Below are 13,898 nucleotides of genomic sequence, written 5' to 3'. Positions count from 1 at the left end.
CAAGCATGCCGACGACTGCCCCCACTCGAAGCAGCGCAAATAGTTGTCGATGCATGTCGGGGCGCCGACCTGACCTTGTTCACACCGAAGGGGTCACTGGTTCAAACCAAGCAGAGCCCACCAGCTCCGAGGGTGCTGGACGAGACGGGCAAGATCCGGAATATGCGCGGAATGATCAGCGGGAAGGCGAGCGAGTGATCAGGCATCTGTCCTGGTAGGAGACCGGTCCGGCCGACGAGCGCTATCCCGTTCCTAAACCGTGTGTCGGTCGAGCTGGCCCGCATGCACCCGGAACAGGCATTGTCCGTCCTCGGCTTCGACCCCGTGCGGTGCGGTTGAGACGACGAGTGCACCGACGTCTCGGCCGACGATGCTGCACAGGATGTGAACAGGTGCAGGCAGGCGAGCCTCAAGGCGCGAACTGTCAGCCGTGAAGACCGGGACCTTGTCGACGAAGTACCACGACGTGTTGTTGACGTCGACGAGGCGTACCCGCACCCAGCCCGGGAAGTCCTGGCTGATCCACGAAACTGCTTCGCAGCGGAGGTGGGCTTCTTCGGGAGTCACGAATCGATCGTGCCGGGTTGCCTGCGGCGATGGCAACAGTGCCGGACGCCCGCCGTCGCCGACTCCGACAGCAACGATCCCGAACAGCGATGTCGAGACGGGCACGGAGAGGGACACCGTCCGCGAGTGCAGATCCACTCGCGGACGAGCGCGGACGCGTGGTGCACGGAGCTTCCAAGCGAGGGATCGCGGTCGCGGCGGCTGGCTCTGCGGAGGGATCTACTCGGCGACGAAGACGCCAACGCCGGGAAGCGTTTCGGTCATCCCTTTGATCCGTAGTACCTGCATGGCACGGTCGATCACCGGCTCGGTGACCCCGTAGTGCTCGATCAACTCTCGCCGACTGGGCAGCTTGGAGCCAGGCTGGAACTCGCCTGACGCGATGCGTTCGGCGAGGTCGTCGGCAATCTGCTCGTAGCGGTAACGCGGTGGCACGTCGTTCTCCTCGGTTGGCAACACGAGTAGACCACCTACGCCAGCCCTTGACTACGCAACGGTACCTATGGGGGGTTGCCGAGGAGGTCGATTCCCTCGGTTGGCGCTGTGGGCCGTCCTCGCCGGCGTGGATGTTCGGCGCGTCCCCCGCGTTCGGACATCCACGCCTCCAGATTGCTGCGGCACAAGGAGGTGGCGGTGCTTCCTTCGATTTGGGCAGTACGGCAGACCATGGCGCGAGCGGGAGCGGCGAGCCGTTGAATCGAGTCTCGTACGACGAATACGTGCTGGCGGTGGCGCTGACTCTCGCTCGCCGTCACCAGCCCGTCTGGTCTTGGCGGCACTGGCGGTTTATCTGCCGCTGCGGAGGCGATCTGCCATGCCGGAGCCGTCACCGCATCCCGATCAACCGCGGCCACTGGCCCAGCCAGGACGGCCCGCAGTGACCACTCACCGCCCGATCAAGCCGGCCTGGACGTGCGGCGGCTGCGCGGGGGAGTGGCCATGCCAGACCCGGCGCCGAGAGCTGCGAGCCGAGTACGACCGCGCCCCGGTGTCACTGGCTCTCTACCTGGCCGCCCATCTCGTCGACGCTGCCCAGGACCTGGCCCACGTTCCCGCCGGCCACCTGCATTACCGATTCCTCGGCTGGACCCGATGAGCATCCTGCGGCCGGGTGACGAGAAGTTCCACTACAGCGACGGCTCGCACAAGTGGATCCCACCGGACCCGGACTACGACCAGGAGGTCTGGGACGAACAGGTCCGCCAACACAAGCAAGGACACCTGAGAAACGTGCACCCGAAGGTGCGGATCCAGCGCCTCGTCTGATGCCAGCAGTACAGCAGCGAAGTACAGCAACGGCGCCAACCGAACCGAGCCGAGAGGCGCGCCAACAGGCCGTCTGACCTCGCATCAAGCCCGATCCGATCAGCTTGCCGAGAGTTCACACCGAAGAGGTAGCTGGTTCGATACCGGCATCGTCGACCGCAAGTATCTGCAGGTCAGAAGCCCGTTACCGAAATAGTCGGCAACGGGCTTCGCTCGATGCGTGGTTTGAATTGGGAGCAGTTTGGGAGCAGCGGTGGAGGTGACGCGGTCCCGGTCACCGGAGCCACCCGGCGCCGAGGCGGAGGTCCACTCCGGCCGCGTGTGGATCAAACTGGCGAGCAAATTACGCCACCGAGGGCCGCCCTCCGGCCGGCCGGTCGGCGACCGCCTCATGGAGAGCGGTGAGCAGGCCGCGGGGACGGCGATCGGGATACTCGGCCCGCGCTTCATTCATCGCGTACGAGAATGCGACCTGCCGATCCGGCCAGGCTCCATGCCGGGAACCGCCCGCGCCCGCATGGCCGAACGCGTCAGCCGCCGGTCCGAAGACCTGCGCCGCGGTGGCGAGCTCGAATCCGGCGCCGTAGGCCATCGGGCTGCCCCACAAGGGGGAGATGCCCCGTCGCCGCTCCCGTCGACCGAGTTCCACGGTGGAGGCCTGTAGTACACGTACGCCGTCCAGGGAACCGCCGGCGGCCAGACAGGCGTAGAACCGGGCCATCGATCTTGCGGTGGCGAACGCACCCACTGCGGCCAGCCCAGCGCGGCGAAACTTCGGGCTGTTCCACAGTTCCGGTGAGTCGGGGACGACGATCGGATTGTGGGTGAGCACCGCGAGCGGGTCGTTGCTGGCTGGTTGTGCGTCGAGAAGGAAACCGGGGGCGGCCAGCATGGTGGACGCCCGGTCGTGCTGCTCGTCCGACAGCCCGATCCAGACGTCGAGTCCCAGTGGGCGCGCGAACTCGTCGGCGAAGAAGGCGCCAACCGTGCGCCCGTCCACTCGCCGGACCAGTTCGTCAACGAGCCAGCCCCAGGTGAGGGCGTGGTAGATGAACCCGGCCCGCGCATCGGTCTCGGGTGGCTGCTCGGCGAGCAGCTTGGCCATGATGGCGTGATCAAGCAGGTCGTCGTCAGTGACTGGCTGCCGCACGCCGGGCAGCCGCGACTGGTGCGACAGGATGTCTCCGACGGTGACGGTGCCTTTGCCGGCCGCCGCGAACTCGGGCCAGTACCGGGCGGCGGATGCATCGAGGTCGAGCACGCCGCGCTCGACGAGCAGCAGTGCGCAGGCGGTCGCGAGGCCCTTTGTCCCCGAGAAGATCAGCTGCAGGGTGTCGGCCTGCCACCGGCGTCCGGTGTCCGGATCGGCGACCCCACCCCACAGGTCTACCACGAGGTCTCCCTTGTGGTACGCGCTGAAGGCGGCGCCCGTCTCGCCGAATTCGGTGAAGCTTCGCTCGAATGCGTCGGCCACCGGTTCAAATCCGGCAGCGGTGAATCCTTCGACCACAGGATGTTCCTTCCTCAGCGTTTGGCAGTGGACAGCAGCGTCAGCGCGGCCTGCTTGGCGTGCTCCGCGGCGGCATCAGCGGTGTCGTGATGGTCGGCGACGACGGTGGCGCCCTCGATCAGGATCAGCAGTTGCCGGGCCAGCACCTGCGGTTCACGCGCTCCGGCGCGCTGCGCGATGCCGGTCAGCAGGTTGAGGTAACGGCCCAGATGTCGGACGGCAACCGTGCGGGCGGGGTCGGCGTGGTGCTGCGTGGCGGCGTTGACGATGGCGCAGCCCCGGAAGGCCGGCTCGGCGTACCAGGTGCCGAGGGCGTCGAAGATCGCCGCCAGCTCTGCCTCGGGATCCGGCCCGGCCGCCTGTGCCACGTCGGTGAGCCAGCGGATGACCCGATCGCTGCGGGCAGCGAGGACGGCATCGACGAGCCCTTCCTTCGAGCCGAAGTGACGGTAGAGCGTCTCCTTGGACGCACCGACCGCGGCGCACAGCTCGGCGATCCCGACACCGTCGAGCCCTCGCTCATAGAGCAGGTCGGTGGCGCAGGCAAGGATCGCTTCCCGGGTGCGCGCCGGATCGAGTGAGGTTCCTTTGGCCACTGGCATGAAGCAGATGGTACCGATCGGTTCGATCTTTCGCTAGGGTCATCGTACCGCTCGGTACCATCACTGAAGGGAGTTGCATGACCCTCGAAACACCCGTTGCCGCCTCGCGGGCGACGCCCTGGTGGCCGTCCATCGGCCTCGCCCTCGGCACCGCCTCCGCTCTGGGACTCGGCCGTTTCGCCTACGGACTGTTCGTGCCGGCCATGTCCCAAGACCTGCAGTGGACGATGACCACCGCCGGGGCGCTGACCGCCGCGAACGGCGCCGGATACCTGCTTGGCGCCGTTCTCTCCGCAGCAGTGATCCGCCGTGCCGGACTGACGGCGACGTTCCGCGCCGGGATGGTCCTGACTGCCGTGGCGCTCGCCACCACCGGCCTGGGCATGTTGACGTGGGGACGCGCGGCGGCCGGACTCGGCGGAGCGCTGACCTTCATCTCCGGCGCTGCCCTGGCATCCCGACTCGCCGACCGCGCCGCAACCCTGACCCCCGTGACCGTCTACTTCGCTGGTGCGGGAGGTGGCATCGCGATCACCGGCGCCGGCGTCCCGCTCCTGCTGCACGTCCACCCCGAGCGCTGGGTCGTCGGCTGGTGGGCGCTGGCTGGTGCGGCCGCGCTGGCCAGCGCGGCCAGCTGGCGCGCGGCGGCCGTCCGCGACGCCACCACGCCGACCGCGGCGGTAAGCGGGAGGCACCTGTGGCCTCAGCGACGGATCGCTGCGGCATATCTGCTGTTCGGCGCCGGTTACATCGGCTACCTGACGTTCCTGTCGGCGTACCTGGTCGACCGGCATGCATCGCTGCCCATGGTTTGCCTCACCTGGATCCTGGTCGGAGCGAGTGCGATGGCCGCACCCGTCCTGTGGAGCCGCCCGATCGTGACCTGGGGCGGCAACCGACCGCTGTGCGTGATGATGCTGGGCGTCGCTGCAGCGGCCGCGCTGGCCAGAGCAGCGCCTACAGCGGCCGGGACGACGGCATCCGCCGTGTTGTTCGGCCTGGCGTTCATGATGGTCCCGGCCGCCGTCACCGCCCATGTCACTCGAAGCGTGCCACTCGAAGCGATCAGCGCCACGCTCGCAGCGTTCACCGTGGTGTTCGCGATTGGCCAGTCCATCGGCCCATGGATCTCCGGGATCTTGGCCGATCACAATGGCGCGGGCGCGACCCTGACCGTAACAGCGCTGCTGTGCACGCTGGCCGCGTTTCTGGTCGTCAGGCGATCGGCGGAACCGGCCGGTGCCAGGGATGACGGCCGAGGGTTGGCGGCTGGCCCTTCCGCATCGCGTCGACATGGGCCCGGTGATGGACCGGCGCCCGGGGGAGTGCAGCGCGCAAGAGCTGGCCGTTCAGTTGGCAGGACCGCCGCCGCACCCTTGGTTTCGACGATCATCTAGGTGGACATCTCCTGGCCCACAACCTCGCCACAATCACCGCAGTCGACGCTGCCAACGCCCGAGACCCCAGCCCTCCAAACGATCCCGGGATACCGCCTCGGCCACACCCATGCACGGCCACCCCGCCGGAACTACTTCTTCAGGTCGAGGTAGTTGGCCGCGCGGCCTGCCCACACCGGGCTGTCCACGTAGTGGTTGTCGTAGCGGTCCTGGGTCTCGCCGACTTCCTGCCAGGTGGCTTCGCCCTGGTGCACCTTGTCGAGCAGTCGGTAGTAGTCGAACCGGGGCTTGCCGGGGGTGATTACGACGAGGAAGTCGACGTCCTGGTCGTCGGCGGGGGCGAAGGCATGCGGGGTGTTCGGCGGGACGAAGAGCACGTCTCCCTTGTGCAGGGTGTGCAGTTCGTCGCCGACGAGCATCTCGAGGGCGCCGTCGAGCACGAAGAACAGCTCGCCGGAGTGGGTGTGCAGGTGCGGCGGCGCGCCGTCGGTGCCGTGCTTGAGCAGGGTGCGGTTGCTGGTCAGGGCGCCGCCGGTGTGCTCGGGGTCGAGCAGCAGCGTGATCACGCTGGCCGGGTCGCTGTGGAGAACCTCGGCCTGGGCTGCGCGTACCAGTGTCATTGTCGGCTCCTTCGTTGTTTGACTGTTTCCTGGACACTAGATGTCCAGGATTGTTCGGCGCTAGTGATCATGGCATGCGTCACAAATTCTGGACATGTAAAGTCCAGGACTATGCGGATGAGTCAGGGCGTCGAATGGGCCCTCCACACGTGCCTCAACCTGAGCTGGCTGGACGCCCCGGTGCCAACCGGCACCCTCGCGGCGTTCTACGAGCTGCCGCCGGCCTACCTGAACAAGCAACTCCAGGCCCTGGTCCGGGCCGGGATTCTGACGTCGACCTCGGGGCCGCGCGGGGGCTTCCAGCTGGCCCGGGCCCCGGGGTCGGTCTCCCTGTTGGACATCGTGGCCGCGATCGAGGGCCCGGAGGAGTTGTTCCAGTGCGACCAGATCCTCAGCAAGGGGCCGGGGGAGCACGCGGGCGTCGATTATCGACAGTCCTGCGCGTTCGCCCAGGCCATGCGGGGTGCCGACCTGGCCTGGCGGCGGGAGTTGGCCGGCAAGACCGTGGCTGACGTCCGGGCCGACGTCGAGCGCGGGCACCCCGAAGCCCTGGCCAACACCCGGGCCAGGATCGCGCAACTTCGCTAGGACTATTGCTTTCCGCGTCGCTCAGCGTGGCTGTGCTTTGCCTTGTGGCCGCGGGCCGTGTTCGAGGGTTGCCAGGAAGCTGTCGGCCGCGTCCTGGACGCGGTCTTGGTCGCCCGTGGCCAGCAGGTCGAGCAGCAGCCCACGGATCGTCGCGATCACCAGGGTGGCCGTGCGCGTCGCTGTCTCCACGTCGGTGCCCGGTCTTTGCGCGTCGACCAGGGCGCTCATCCAGTCGGTCACGACGCGATCGAGGAACTCCGTGAACTGTTGCGGTGCCTGTAGAGCGCGTCCGTAGACCGCGAAGAACAGTCGGAACTCCGCCCACTGGCGCGGGTCGGAGGCGCGGGTCCAGACCGCACGCGCGGCCGAAGCCAGGTCAGGCTGGTCGCCGACCGCTTCGCTCGTGGCCGTGAAAGCACGCTCCCGCAACCGCCCGAGTATGGCCTCGAGCATCTGCTCCTTGGTGCCGAAGTGATGGACCAGCGTTGTGGTCGACACCCCGAGGGCGCGGGCCACCGGCCGCCACGACAGCTCGGCGAACCCGTGCTGCATCGCGTAGTCGACCGCGGCGTCGAGCAGGTCGGCCCGTCGCTGGTGGTTGACCGGCCGTCCCGTCATCGCTGCCTCGTGATCCCTCTGGGTTGCGGTTCCTAGAACGATCGTACTACATTCTTTCCTTGTACGGTCGTTCTAGGAACTGGGAGTTCCTCATGCGTGTGTTCGTTACCGGAGCGTCGGGCTGGGTCGGTCGAGGGCTCGTCCCCGAGCTAATCTCCGCCGGCCACAAGGTCACCGGGCTGGCCCGCTCGGATGCGGCGGCCCAATCCCTGCGGGCGATGGGGGCCGAGGTCCGCCCGGGATCGCTCGACGACCTCGACGCCCTGCGCGACGCGGCCGCCGCCTCCGACGGCGTCGTCCACCTCGCGTTCAAGCACGACATGTTCTTCGCCGGCGACTTCGCCAGCGCCACCGACGCCGATCGCGCGGCGATCGACGCCTTTGGCGAAGCCCTCGCCGGCACCGGCAAGCCGTTCGTCATGGCCTCCGGCATGCTCGGCGTGCTCGGGCTACCGTCCGGTGTCGTCGCCACCGAACGCGACGGGCTGGCCCCGGATACCGGCAGCACGGGCCCGATCAGCGGCGCCGGCGGACGGATGGCAAACGCCCGGCACGCTCTCACGCTCGCCGGCCACGGGGTCCGCTCCTCGATCGTGCGGCTCCCACCAGTCACGCACGGCAAGGGCGACAACGGCTTCACCACCACGGCGATCGGCTTCGCGCGGCAGAAGGGCGCCGCAGCGTACGTCGGCGACGGCAGCAACCGCTGGCCCGCCGTCCACCGCGATGACGCCGCGCGACTGTTCCGCCTCGCGGTCGAGTCCGCGCCGGCCGGCTCAGTGCTGCACGCGGTCGGCGACGAGGGCGTGCCGATCCGTGTGGTCGCCGAGACTCTCGCCGCACATCTGCACCTTCCCGCAGTCTCCGTCAGCCCCGAAGAAGCTGGCGACTACGTCGGCTGGCTCGGCGGCCTCTGGGCAATCGACGGGCCTGCCTCGGCGCAGATCACTCGTGACCTTCTCGGATGGCAACCTGCGGGCCTCGGGCTTATCGCCGACCTCCAGCAGGGCCACTACTTCGCCTGAGGGCAGGCCCGCCACTGTTCGAGCACGCGACTGGGTGATGGGCCCAGCGACGTGGTTATCCGCATTTGCCGCAGTCCGAGCTCAGTGGCGAGCCGGACGAGATTTTCCCTACGCTGCCCCGGTGCAGATCGACTTGGTTGCTCTGATCGTCGACGACTACGACCCCGCGATCGAGTTCTTCGCTGGCGTGCTGGGTTTCGACCTCGTGGAGGACTCACCCTCACTGACGAATGACGGGAGACCCAAGCGGTGGGTCGTTGTCCGGCCGCCGGGTGCACAGACCGGAATTCTGCTCGCTCGTGCGGATGGAGACCGTCAACGCGCTGCTGTGGGTGACCAGGCAGCAGGGCGGGTCGGCTTTTTCCTCCGGGTCGACAACTTTGATGCCTCGTACGCGCGCTTGGTCGAAGCCGGGGTCACCTTCGTCCGAGCGCCGCGCACCGAGCCTTACGGCCGGGTCGCGGTCTTCCTCGATATCGCCGGTAACCGCTGGGATCTTCTCGGCGAGGCCTGACTCCCTTGACCCTGCGGTATCTGCCGTAGATTGTTCGTCCCGGTTCCCAGCCGGCGTTCCTCGCCGATGTCCTCTCCACCGAGGACCGCCCTCCGCGACCGGCGCTCCCATCCGGACGTGACTGACCCGTCCGTGTCACGGAGGTAGCCGCTCCGACGGCGCCAGTCGACCTCAAGTCAGGCGGCTTCAGTCAGCGGGACTTTGTCGCCCCGATCGGCGTCGCCCTGCTGGTCACCGGCGCCGACGGTTACCGCTGGAACTGGGCTAGTTTCTGTGGGTTGAGGACGATCAGCACTCGTTCGATTCCGGCGGGTGAGGCGTCGATGGTGACCAACGCGACCGTTGCTCCGGGCCGCGAGATGAGGATCGCGGCTTGGCCGTTGGATTCGACGATCTCCGTTGAGAGGTCGTGGCCGAACTTCCGGATCAGTCCCAGGATGTAACGCGCGACGTTGTCACGTCCGACGATGGGTGCCTGGGCGGCCCGTACGGTGCCGCCGCCGTCGGCGTAGGAGGTGGCTGTTGTAGCGAGCAGTTCCTCGAGCCGGGTCAGCTCACCGGACCGGGCGGCGGCGAGAAAGGCACGCAGCAGGCGGCCGTGGTCGGCGCGGGCGACCGGATCGCGCCGCTGCTGGGCCAGGTGCGTACGGGCGCGTCGGCCGAGCTGCCGTGCGTACGCCTCGCTGATGTCGAGTACCTCGCCGATCCGCCGGAACGGGTAGTCGAACGCCTCGCGCAGCACGTACACCGCCCGCTCGGCCGGGGTGAGCCGTTCCAACAGGAGCAGCACGGCAAGTCCGAGTGACTCGTTCCGTTCGGCCTGGAGTGTCGGGTCGGCGGAGGTGTCGACGGGCTCGGGTAGCCACGGTCCGGGATACAGCTCGCGTCGGGCGCGAGCCGATGTCGCGGCGTTCAGAGCGAGCCGAGAAGTCGTCGTGACCAGGAACCCGATTGGGTCCCTTACCTGGCTGCGATCGGTCTGTTGCCACCGAAGCCAGGCTTCCTGCACGACGTCCTCGGCCTCCGCGACACTTCCGAGCATTCGGTAGGCGATGCCGAAGAGCCGCGGACGGACCGCGTCGAACACCTCTAGCGCGCCGATCAGTGTCCCGTCTGTCCCTCGCCCTACCATGACCGCCCGCCTCGTCGCTTCTATCCCTGAATCTGCAGGTGATTTCGAACTACCGCCGATATCGCCACTGTCCGTTGGGCACCAGCGCATACAGATACCCCTACGCGGCCGGACTACAGCATTGGTGCATGGCGCCAGGCACCCCACCTCTGAGGTGGAGGGCCCGCAACATGGAGGCGACCTGCTCGATCGGCGGTCTGGCCACCGGAGCGGGGCGGCGACGAGTCGAGCAGACCGATACAGATCTGCACGAGCGTGCCGACGAGCCAAAGGAAGGGCCTGTCGATGCCGTCCTGTTCGTCGTCCGGCATCGTGTACCAGCCGGCGTACGTCTCCTGCACCGCGTGTTCGGCCACGTGGACCGAACCGAGCAGGTGATATGCGAGGTTCTTGAGGAGGCGTCGTTCGGCGACGACGACGCAGAACGTGCTGGGTAGCGCGTTTGACCGAGGTGGCCGGCGGGGTTCGGGAACCATCGTTTCTCCCACTGGTTGGTCCGGAAGGTTCAGTGGGCGGCCCGAGCCGACTCGAAGCCGCGCCGAGCCACTCGACGGTCGCGCAGCACCGTCAGCAGGATGATCACCAGGCCGATGAGCGCCACGGCCGCGTTTGCGGTGGTGAGGAGGATCGCCTCACCTACCGTCGCCTGCTCCATGTTCGTGATGTGGAAGAAGAAATGCGGCACCGCGAAGACCGAATAGGCACCTGCGGCAGGGATGACGAAGTGGGCCCTGGGTTTGACCGCCGCGATGCCCAGCAGCAGGGCGATCGCCAGTGATGCCGTACCGAAGTCCCGCGCGTAGTGCTCGCTGAACGGCGGCGTGAGGTCCACCGTCGGGAAGTTCGTGTAGAAGCTGGCCGGCCAGAACGCGTTCCAGGCCCCGACCACGAGGTTGTCGACAAACAAGATCGCCAGCGCGATGCGGATGATGATGGTCACGAGTTGCTGCTCCTTGCGCTGTCTCGGATGCCCGCCGCCGGTGGGCGAGTGTCACCAGGTACGGACCGAGCAGGTCTCCGATTCGTGACAGATGGCCCGGCGGCGAGCTCTGCTGTCACGGATCGGGGGGCCGCTCGGTCCAGTTCGCAGATGCCGCGGTCGTTCGCGGCGGAGGGGAGCACGCCATGAAGAGAAGCGTCGCGGCAGGCGTGACCGGCGAGTCGGACACCGGTCGGGCGCCTCGCATTCGTCGTACCGTCGGATTGATCGTCGCGGTCGCGCTTGCTGCCGGTCTCCCGCTGGCGGTCAAGCCCGCCCCCGCGGTCGCCCATGGCGCGACGCATTCGATCACGCCGGCCGCCGGTGCCGCGCTCGCGACTGCTCCGGAACGGGTCGAGGTGGTGTTCGCCGCCGAGATCATGTCTGACAGCACCGTCACGATCATGGACCACACGGGTACGGATTGGGCCGGCGGTCGGCCGGCTGTCCAAGGAGCGACGCTGATCGACCAGGTGAAAGCAGGTATGCCCGACGGCGGGTACGAGATCAGCTGGCGAGCAACCTTCACCGACGGACACCCGGTAGCCGGCACGGCGGAGTTCACCGTGGGAGCGGACGCTGCAGCGGCCGCCACAGCGAATCCGTTCCGGGCCCGGGTCACCCACGGTGGGGTCGTCGCGTTCTACACCGCCGCAGGCATGGCCGTACTTGCTCTCCTTCTCGCGATCATGACGCTCTCACGCGGTGTCTACGGCACCAACAAGCGTGCGGCCACACGTGACGGCTCCACCCTTTAGACCGACCTGCTCGGTTTCCGCCTCTGTGCGGCCTGCTCGTCTGAAGGCGTCGACCCGCCGCCGGTGGTCATGTGCTGCTGGAGCGGTGGGGACCTGGTGGGGAGATCGGTGCGGGTGCCGTCGTACGCGAATGTTGTCGGCGATGACGATGCCGGTGAGGACTGCGCCGCTAGCGAAGGCATTGATGAGCGGTGGCAGGAGCAGCATCGGCGGAAGGAGACAGGCGAGCGCGACCAGCCCGATGACGCGGCTTCTGGAGACGTGGCTGAACACCAGGTACTCCAGGAGGATCCGACCGGCAAGGAACAGCGCGGTACCGCCGAGGATGGTGACGGTCGGGATCGCGCGTGGATGGCCTAGTGGATCGTCGATGACCAGTTGGGCGCCGACCGAGGCGACGACGAGGCCGGCGATCATGACCAGGTGTGCGTAGGACGCCAGGGTGCCGAGACGGTCGGGATTGGCTGATGCCCCGATGGCTGGCCCGACGTCTTCTCCGGCACGGAAGATGTAGATCCGCCAGATCAATGCGGTGACGGCGAATGTCAGCACGAACGCCACGGTCCGATCGGTAGCAAAACCGCGACTGGTGAGGCTCGATCCGATGGCCAGAATGACTTCGCCGAGCCCGATGACGAACAGTGCCCGGTTGCGCTCGGCCAGGAACTCGCCGCCGGCCGGCACCTGTGCACCGCCCAGGCGCATGAGTCTTGGCAGGGGGTAGCTGAACCACCGTGCGGCGTAGATGAGGACAACCGCGAGCGTCCACAACGCCGTGCGTACTCCGCTTGAGGCGACCGCCCCGACAAGCCAGGGCACCCCGGTGACGGCATGCCAGATCGCCGCCCGTCCCGCAACACGTTGTACCTCCTGGCCCCGCAACAGGACCACGAGGAAAAGACTGCGACCGATCTGGATGGCAAGGTAGGCGACCGCGAAGATCAAGCCGGTCCTGCCGAACGCCTCGGGGACCGCCGCCGAGAGCACCAGGGCACCCACCATGGTGGCGATGACCATCAGTTGCACCGGCGACCGTCGCGGGTTCAACTGCCCGGTCACCCTCGCGGTGAGGGACCACACCCATCCGATGGCCAGCAACAGCACCAGTGCCTGGAACGCGCCGGACCAGGTCAGGTTGTTGAGCAACTGCTGGGCGAGCGCGCGGAGCGCGAAGACGAACACGACATCGAAGAACAGCTCCAGGAACGACGCTCGCGCGACGTCCTCAAGCCTGCGAACCAGTCCGCTTGCGCCACTTCCCGTCACTGGCTCGCCCGTTCCTACCGATCTTCGGTTGGTATCAGGGTATCCGTCCTCTTCGTCCATGTGGCCCGGTACCCGACCTCTCCCTCGAGATCGTCCAGCCGGCCTCTCCGAGCACCGTTGAAGTAGTCAGGTGCTGCTGCTCCCAGGACGCCTGCTGGCAGGCACGGCGCGCGCGGGGCGCCGACGAGGGCGCCAGTGACCGCGCGGTGGAAGTTCAATCGAGCGGGGTAGAGAATCGGTGAATATCTACTACTCCTACGCCGACGTGTGAGACGTGTAGGGGGTGCTCGTTGACAACGCGGAACCTTCGTTCGAGGCGTACGTGCAGTCTCATATCCACACCTTGGCTCGAGTGGCATACCAGTTGACCGGCGATCACGACCTCGCCGAGGACCTGGTGCAGCAGGTCCTGCTGGGCATGGTCGGGAGATGGCAACGGGTTGCTGAGGGCAGTAATCCAGACGGCTACGTGCGCCGCGCCCTCTACACCCAACACCTCAAGTGGGGGCGGCAGAGTCGCCGGATCCGCGAGGTAGGGGAGGAGACGGCGCTCGAACGCCTGTCGCCCGACCGCAGCGACGAGATCGCGCTCGCACTCGCCGTCCAGGATGCCCTCGCCAAGCTGGCGCCAAAACAGCGCGAGGTGCTGGTGCTGCGCTACTTCGAGGACCTCACCGCGGAACAGGTCGCCGAGGCACTCGGCTGCTCGATCGGTACGGTCAGGAGCCAGACCCGGGACGCGCTTGCGCGGCTGCGGGCCCTGGCACCGGAACTGCGGGGCCAGATCGAGTCGGAGTTTCGGGCGGGAACGGGCGGCAGCCGCGCAACGAGGAGATCCACACGCGCCTCGCGCTCTTGCCCGACAGCCGGCCCGTCGGTTCGTCGCACACCGCGCGTGCTCAGCGAGAGCCCGCGCTGTTCCGCGTTCTAACGGCGACAACAGCGCCCGTACGTGGCCCGTTTCCGCGGCTCCACGGCGAAGCCCGGCCGCCATTCCGGCGACCTCCCGCGATCCTTCAGCTGGGGCGCGAAAACCCTCGCGAGGCGAGTACCTGA

General features: G+C 67.7%; 18 protein-coding genes. 8 read left to right on the top strand and 10 right to left on the bottom strand.

All coding sequences use genetic code 11. The features are described 5' to 3' along the window. Positions 1 to 252: 252 nt before the first annotated feature. Entirely contained in the window at positions 253 to 684 is a 432-nt protein-coding gene (locus ABZV00_RS08835) for a hypothetical protein (protein WP_355603226.1), read from the bottom strand. A gap of 102 nt (positions 685 to 786) precedes the next feature. Beyond that, complete coding sequence (locus ABZV00_RS08830; RefSeq protein WP_282307120.1) at positions 787 to 1,026, bottom strand: GntR family transcriptional regulator; 240 nt, start codon at positions 1,024 to 1,026, stop codon at positions 787 to 789. A 418-nt stretch (positions 1,027 to 1,444) separates the two neighbouring features. Here ABZV00_RS08830 and ABZV00_RS08825 point away from each other — a divergent pair, with 418 nt between their 5' ends. Continuing rightward, complete coding sequence (locus tag ABZV00_RS08825; protein WP_355603223.1) at positions 1,445 to 1,663, top strand: flavin reductase; 219 nt, start codon at positions 1,445 to 1,447, stop codon at positions 1,661 to 1,663. Further along, positions 1,660 to 1,833: a hypothetical protein gene (locus tag ABZV00_RS08820; protein WP_355603220.1), complete on the top strand. Its 174-nt coding sequence runs from the start codon at positions 1,660 to 1,662 to the stop codon at positions 1,831 to 1,833. The genes ABZV00_RS08825 and ABZV00_RS08820 overlap by 4 nt, the downstream gene beginning before the upstream one ends. 343 nt (positions 1,834 to 2,176) lie before the next feature. Here the strand turns inward: ABZV00_RS08820 and ABZV00_RS08815 are convergent, their stop codons facing one another. Together ABZV00_RS08815 and ABZV00_RS08810 are read right to left on the bottom strand one after the other, a co-directional pair. After that, complete coding sequence (locus ABZV00_RS08815) at positions 2,177 to 3,307, bottom strand: serine hydrolase domain-containing protein (protein WP_355603218.1); 1,131 nt, start codon at positions 3,305 to 3,307, stop codon at positions 2,177 to 2,179. A gap of 50 nt (positions 3,308 to 3,357) precedes the next feature. Further along, entirely contained in the window at positions 3,358 to 3,945 is a 588-nt protein-coding gene (locus ABZV00_RS08810) for a TetR/AcrR family transcriptional regulator (RefSeq protein WP_355603215.1), read from the bottom strand. Positions 3,946 to 4,022: 77 nt separating this feature from the next. Between ABZV00_RS08810 and ABZV00_RS08805 the strand changes: the two genes are divergently transcribed. After that, positions 4,023 to 5,342 carry a YbfB/YjiJ family MFS transporter gene (locus ABZV00_RS08805; protein ID WP_355603213.1) on the top strand — a complete coding sequence of 440 codons (1,320 nt, stop codon included), beginning with the start codon at positions 4,023 to 4,025 and terminating at the stop codon, positions 5,340 to 5,342. 131 nt (positions 5,343 to 5,473) lie between these two features. Here ABZV00_RS08805 and ABZV00_RS08800 read toward each other — a convergent pair whose 3' ends face one another. After that, positions 5,474 to 5,962, bottom strand: a complete 489-nt coding sequence (locus ABZV00_RS08800; RefSeq protein ID WP_355603211.1) for a cupin domain-containing protein — start codon at positions 5,960 to 5,962, stop codon at positions 5,474 to 5,476. Between the two features lie 111 nt (positions 5,963 to 6,073). Between ABZV00_RS08800 and ABZV00_RS08795 the strand changes: the two genes are divergently transcribed. Then, on the top strand, positions 6,074 to 6,550 hold the full coding sequence (locus ABZV00_RS08795) for an Rrf2 family transcriptional regulator (protein ID WP_355603208.1): 477 nt from the start codon (positions 6,074 to 6,076) through the stop codon (positions 6,548 to 6,550). Positions 6,551 to 6,571: 21 nt separating this feature from the next. Here the strand turns inward: ABZV00_RS08795 and ABZV00_RS08790 are convergent, their stop codons facing one another. Beyond that, on the bottom strand, positions 6,572 to 7,168 hold the full coding sequence (locus ABZV00_RS08790) for a TetR/AcrR family transcriptional regulator (RefSeq protein ID WP_355603206.1): 597 nt from the start codon (positions 7,166 to 7,168) through the stop codon (positions 6,572 to 6,574). A 92-nt stretch (positions 7,169 to 7,260) separates the two neighbouring features. Here ABZV00_RS08790 and ABZV00_RS08785 point away from each other — a divergent pair, with 92 nt between their 5' ends. Both ABZV00_RS08785 and ABZV00_RS08780 read left to right on the top strand, forming a co-directional pair. Continuing rightward, the gene (locus ABZV00_RS08785; protein ID WP_355603203.1) at positions 7,261 to 8,193 is read left to right on the top strand and encodes an SDR family oxidoreductase; all 933 of its coding nucleotides are present in this window, start codon (positions 7,261 to 7,263) and stop codon (positions 8,191 to 8,193) included. A gap of 121 nt (positions 8,194 to 8,314) precedes the next feature. Beyond that, positions 8,315 to 8,707, top strand: coding sequence for a VOC family protein (locus ABZV00_RS08780; protein WP_355603200.1), 393 nt, complete (start codon positions 8,315 to 8,317; stop codon positions 8,705 to 8,707). A gap of 247 nt (positions 8,708 to 8,954) precedes the next feature. Here ABZV00_RS08780 and ABZV00_RS08775 read toward each other — a convergent pair whose 3' ends face one another. The 3 genes from ABZV00_RS08775 to ABZV00_RS08765 all read right to left on the bottom strand — a co-directional run bounded on the left by ABZV00_RS08775 (position 8,955) and on the right by ABZV00_RS08765 (position 10,779). Further along, positions 8,955 to 9,839 carry an RNA polymerase sigma-70 factor gene (locus ABZV00_RS08775; RefSeq protein ID WP_355603198.1) on the bottom strand — a complete coding sequence of 295 codons (885 nt, stop codon included), beginning with the start codon at positions 9,837 to 9,839 and terminating at the stop codon, positions 8,955 to 8,957. A 113-nt stretch (positions 9,840 to 9,952) separates the two neighbouring features. Beyond that, on the bottom strand, positions 9,953 to 10,315 hold the full coding sequence (locus ABZV00_RS08770) for a sigma factor (RefSeq protein ID WP_355603196.1): 363 nt from the start codon (positions 10,313 to 10,315) through the stop codon (positions 9,953 to 9,955). Positions 10,316 to 10,344: 29 nt separating this feature from the next. Beyond that, on the bottom strand, positions 10,345 to 10,779 hold the full coding sequence (locus ABZV00_RS08765; RefSeq protein ID WP_355603193.1) for a hypothetical protein: 435 nt from the start codon (positions 10,777 to 10,779) through the stop codon (positions 10,345 to 10,347). 209 nt (positions 10,780 to 10,988) lie between these two features. Between ABZV00_RS08765 and ABZV00_RS08760 the strand changes: the two genes are divergently transcribed. Beyond that, a complete protein-coding gene (locus ABZV00_RS08760; RefSeq protein ID WP_355603190.1) occupies positions 10,989 to 11,576 on the top strand; it encodes a copper resistance protein CopC in 588 nt (195 codons plus the stop codon). Here ABZV00_RS08760 and ABZV00_RS08755 read toward each other — a convergent pair. After that, complete coding sequence (locus tag ABZV00_RS08755) at positions 11,517 to 12,902, bottom strand: low temperature requirement protein A (RefSeq protein ID WP_355603188.1); 1,386 nt, start codon at positions 12,900 to 12,902, stop codon at positions 11,517 to 11,519. The two genes, ABZV00_RS08760 and ABZV00_RS08755, sit on opposite strands and share 60 nt — an antisense overlap. A gap of 223 nt (positions 12,903 to 13,125) precedes the next feature. Between ABZV00_RS08755 and ABZV00_RS08750 the strand changes: the two genes are divergently transcribed. Further along, on the top strand, positions 13,126 to 13,773 hold the full coding sequence (locus tag ABZV00_RS08750; protein ID WP_355603185.1) for a SigE family RNA polymerase sigma factor: 648 nt from the start codon (positions 13,126 to 13,128) through the stop codon (positions 13,771 to 13,773). Positions 13,774 to 13,898: the final 125 nt, after the last annotated feature.

Source organism: Micromonospora sp. NPDC005173, from assembly GCF_040608515.1.
GTDB lineage: Bacteria > Actinomycetota > Actinomycetes > Mycobacteriales > Micromonosporaceae > Micromonospora.
Note: the sequence above shows the minus strand (reverse complement) of the source record. Positions and strands in the feature narration are given on the sequence as shown.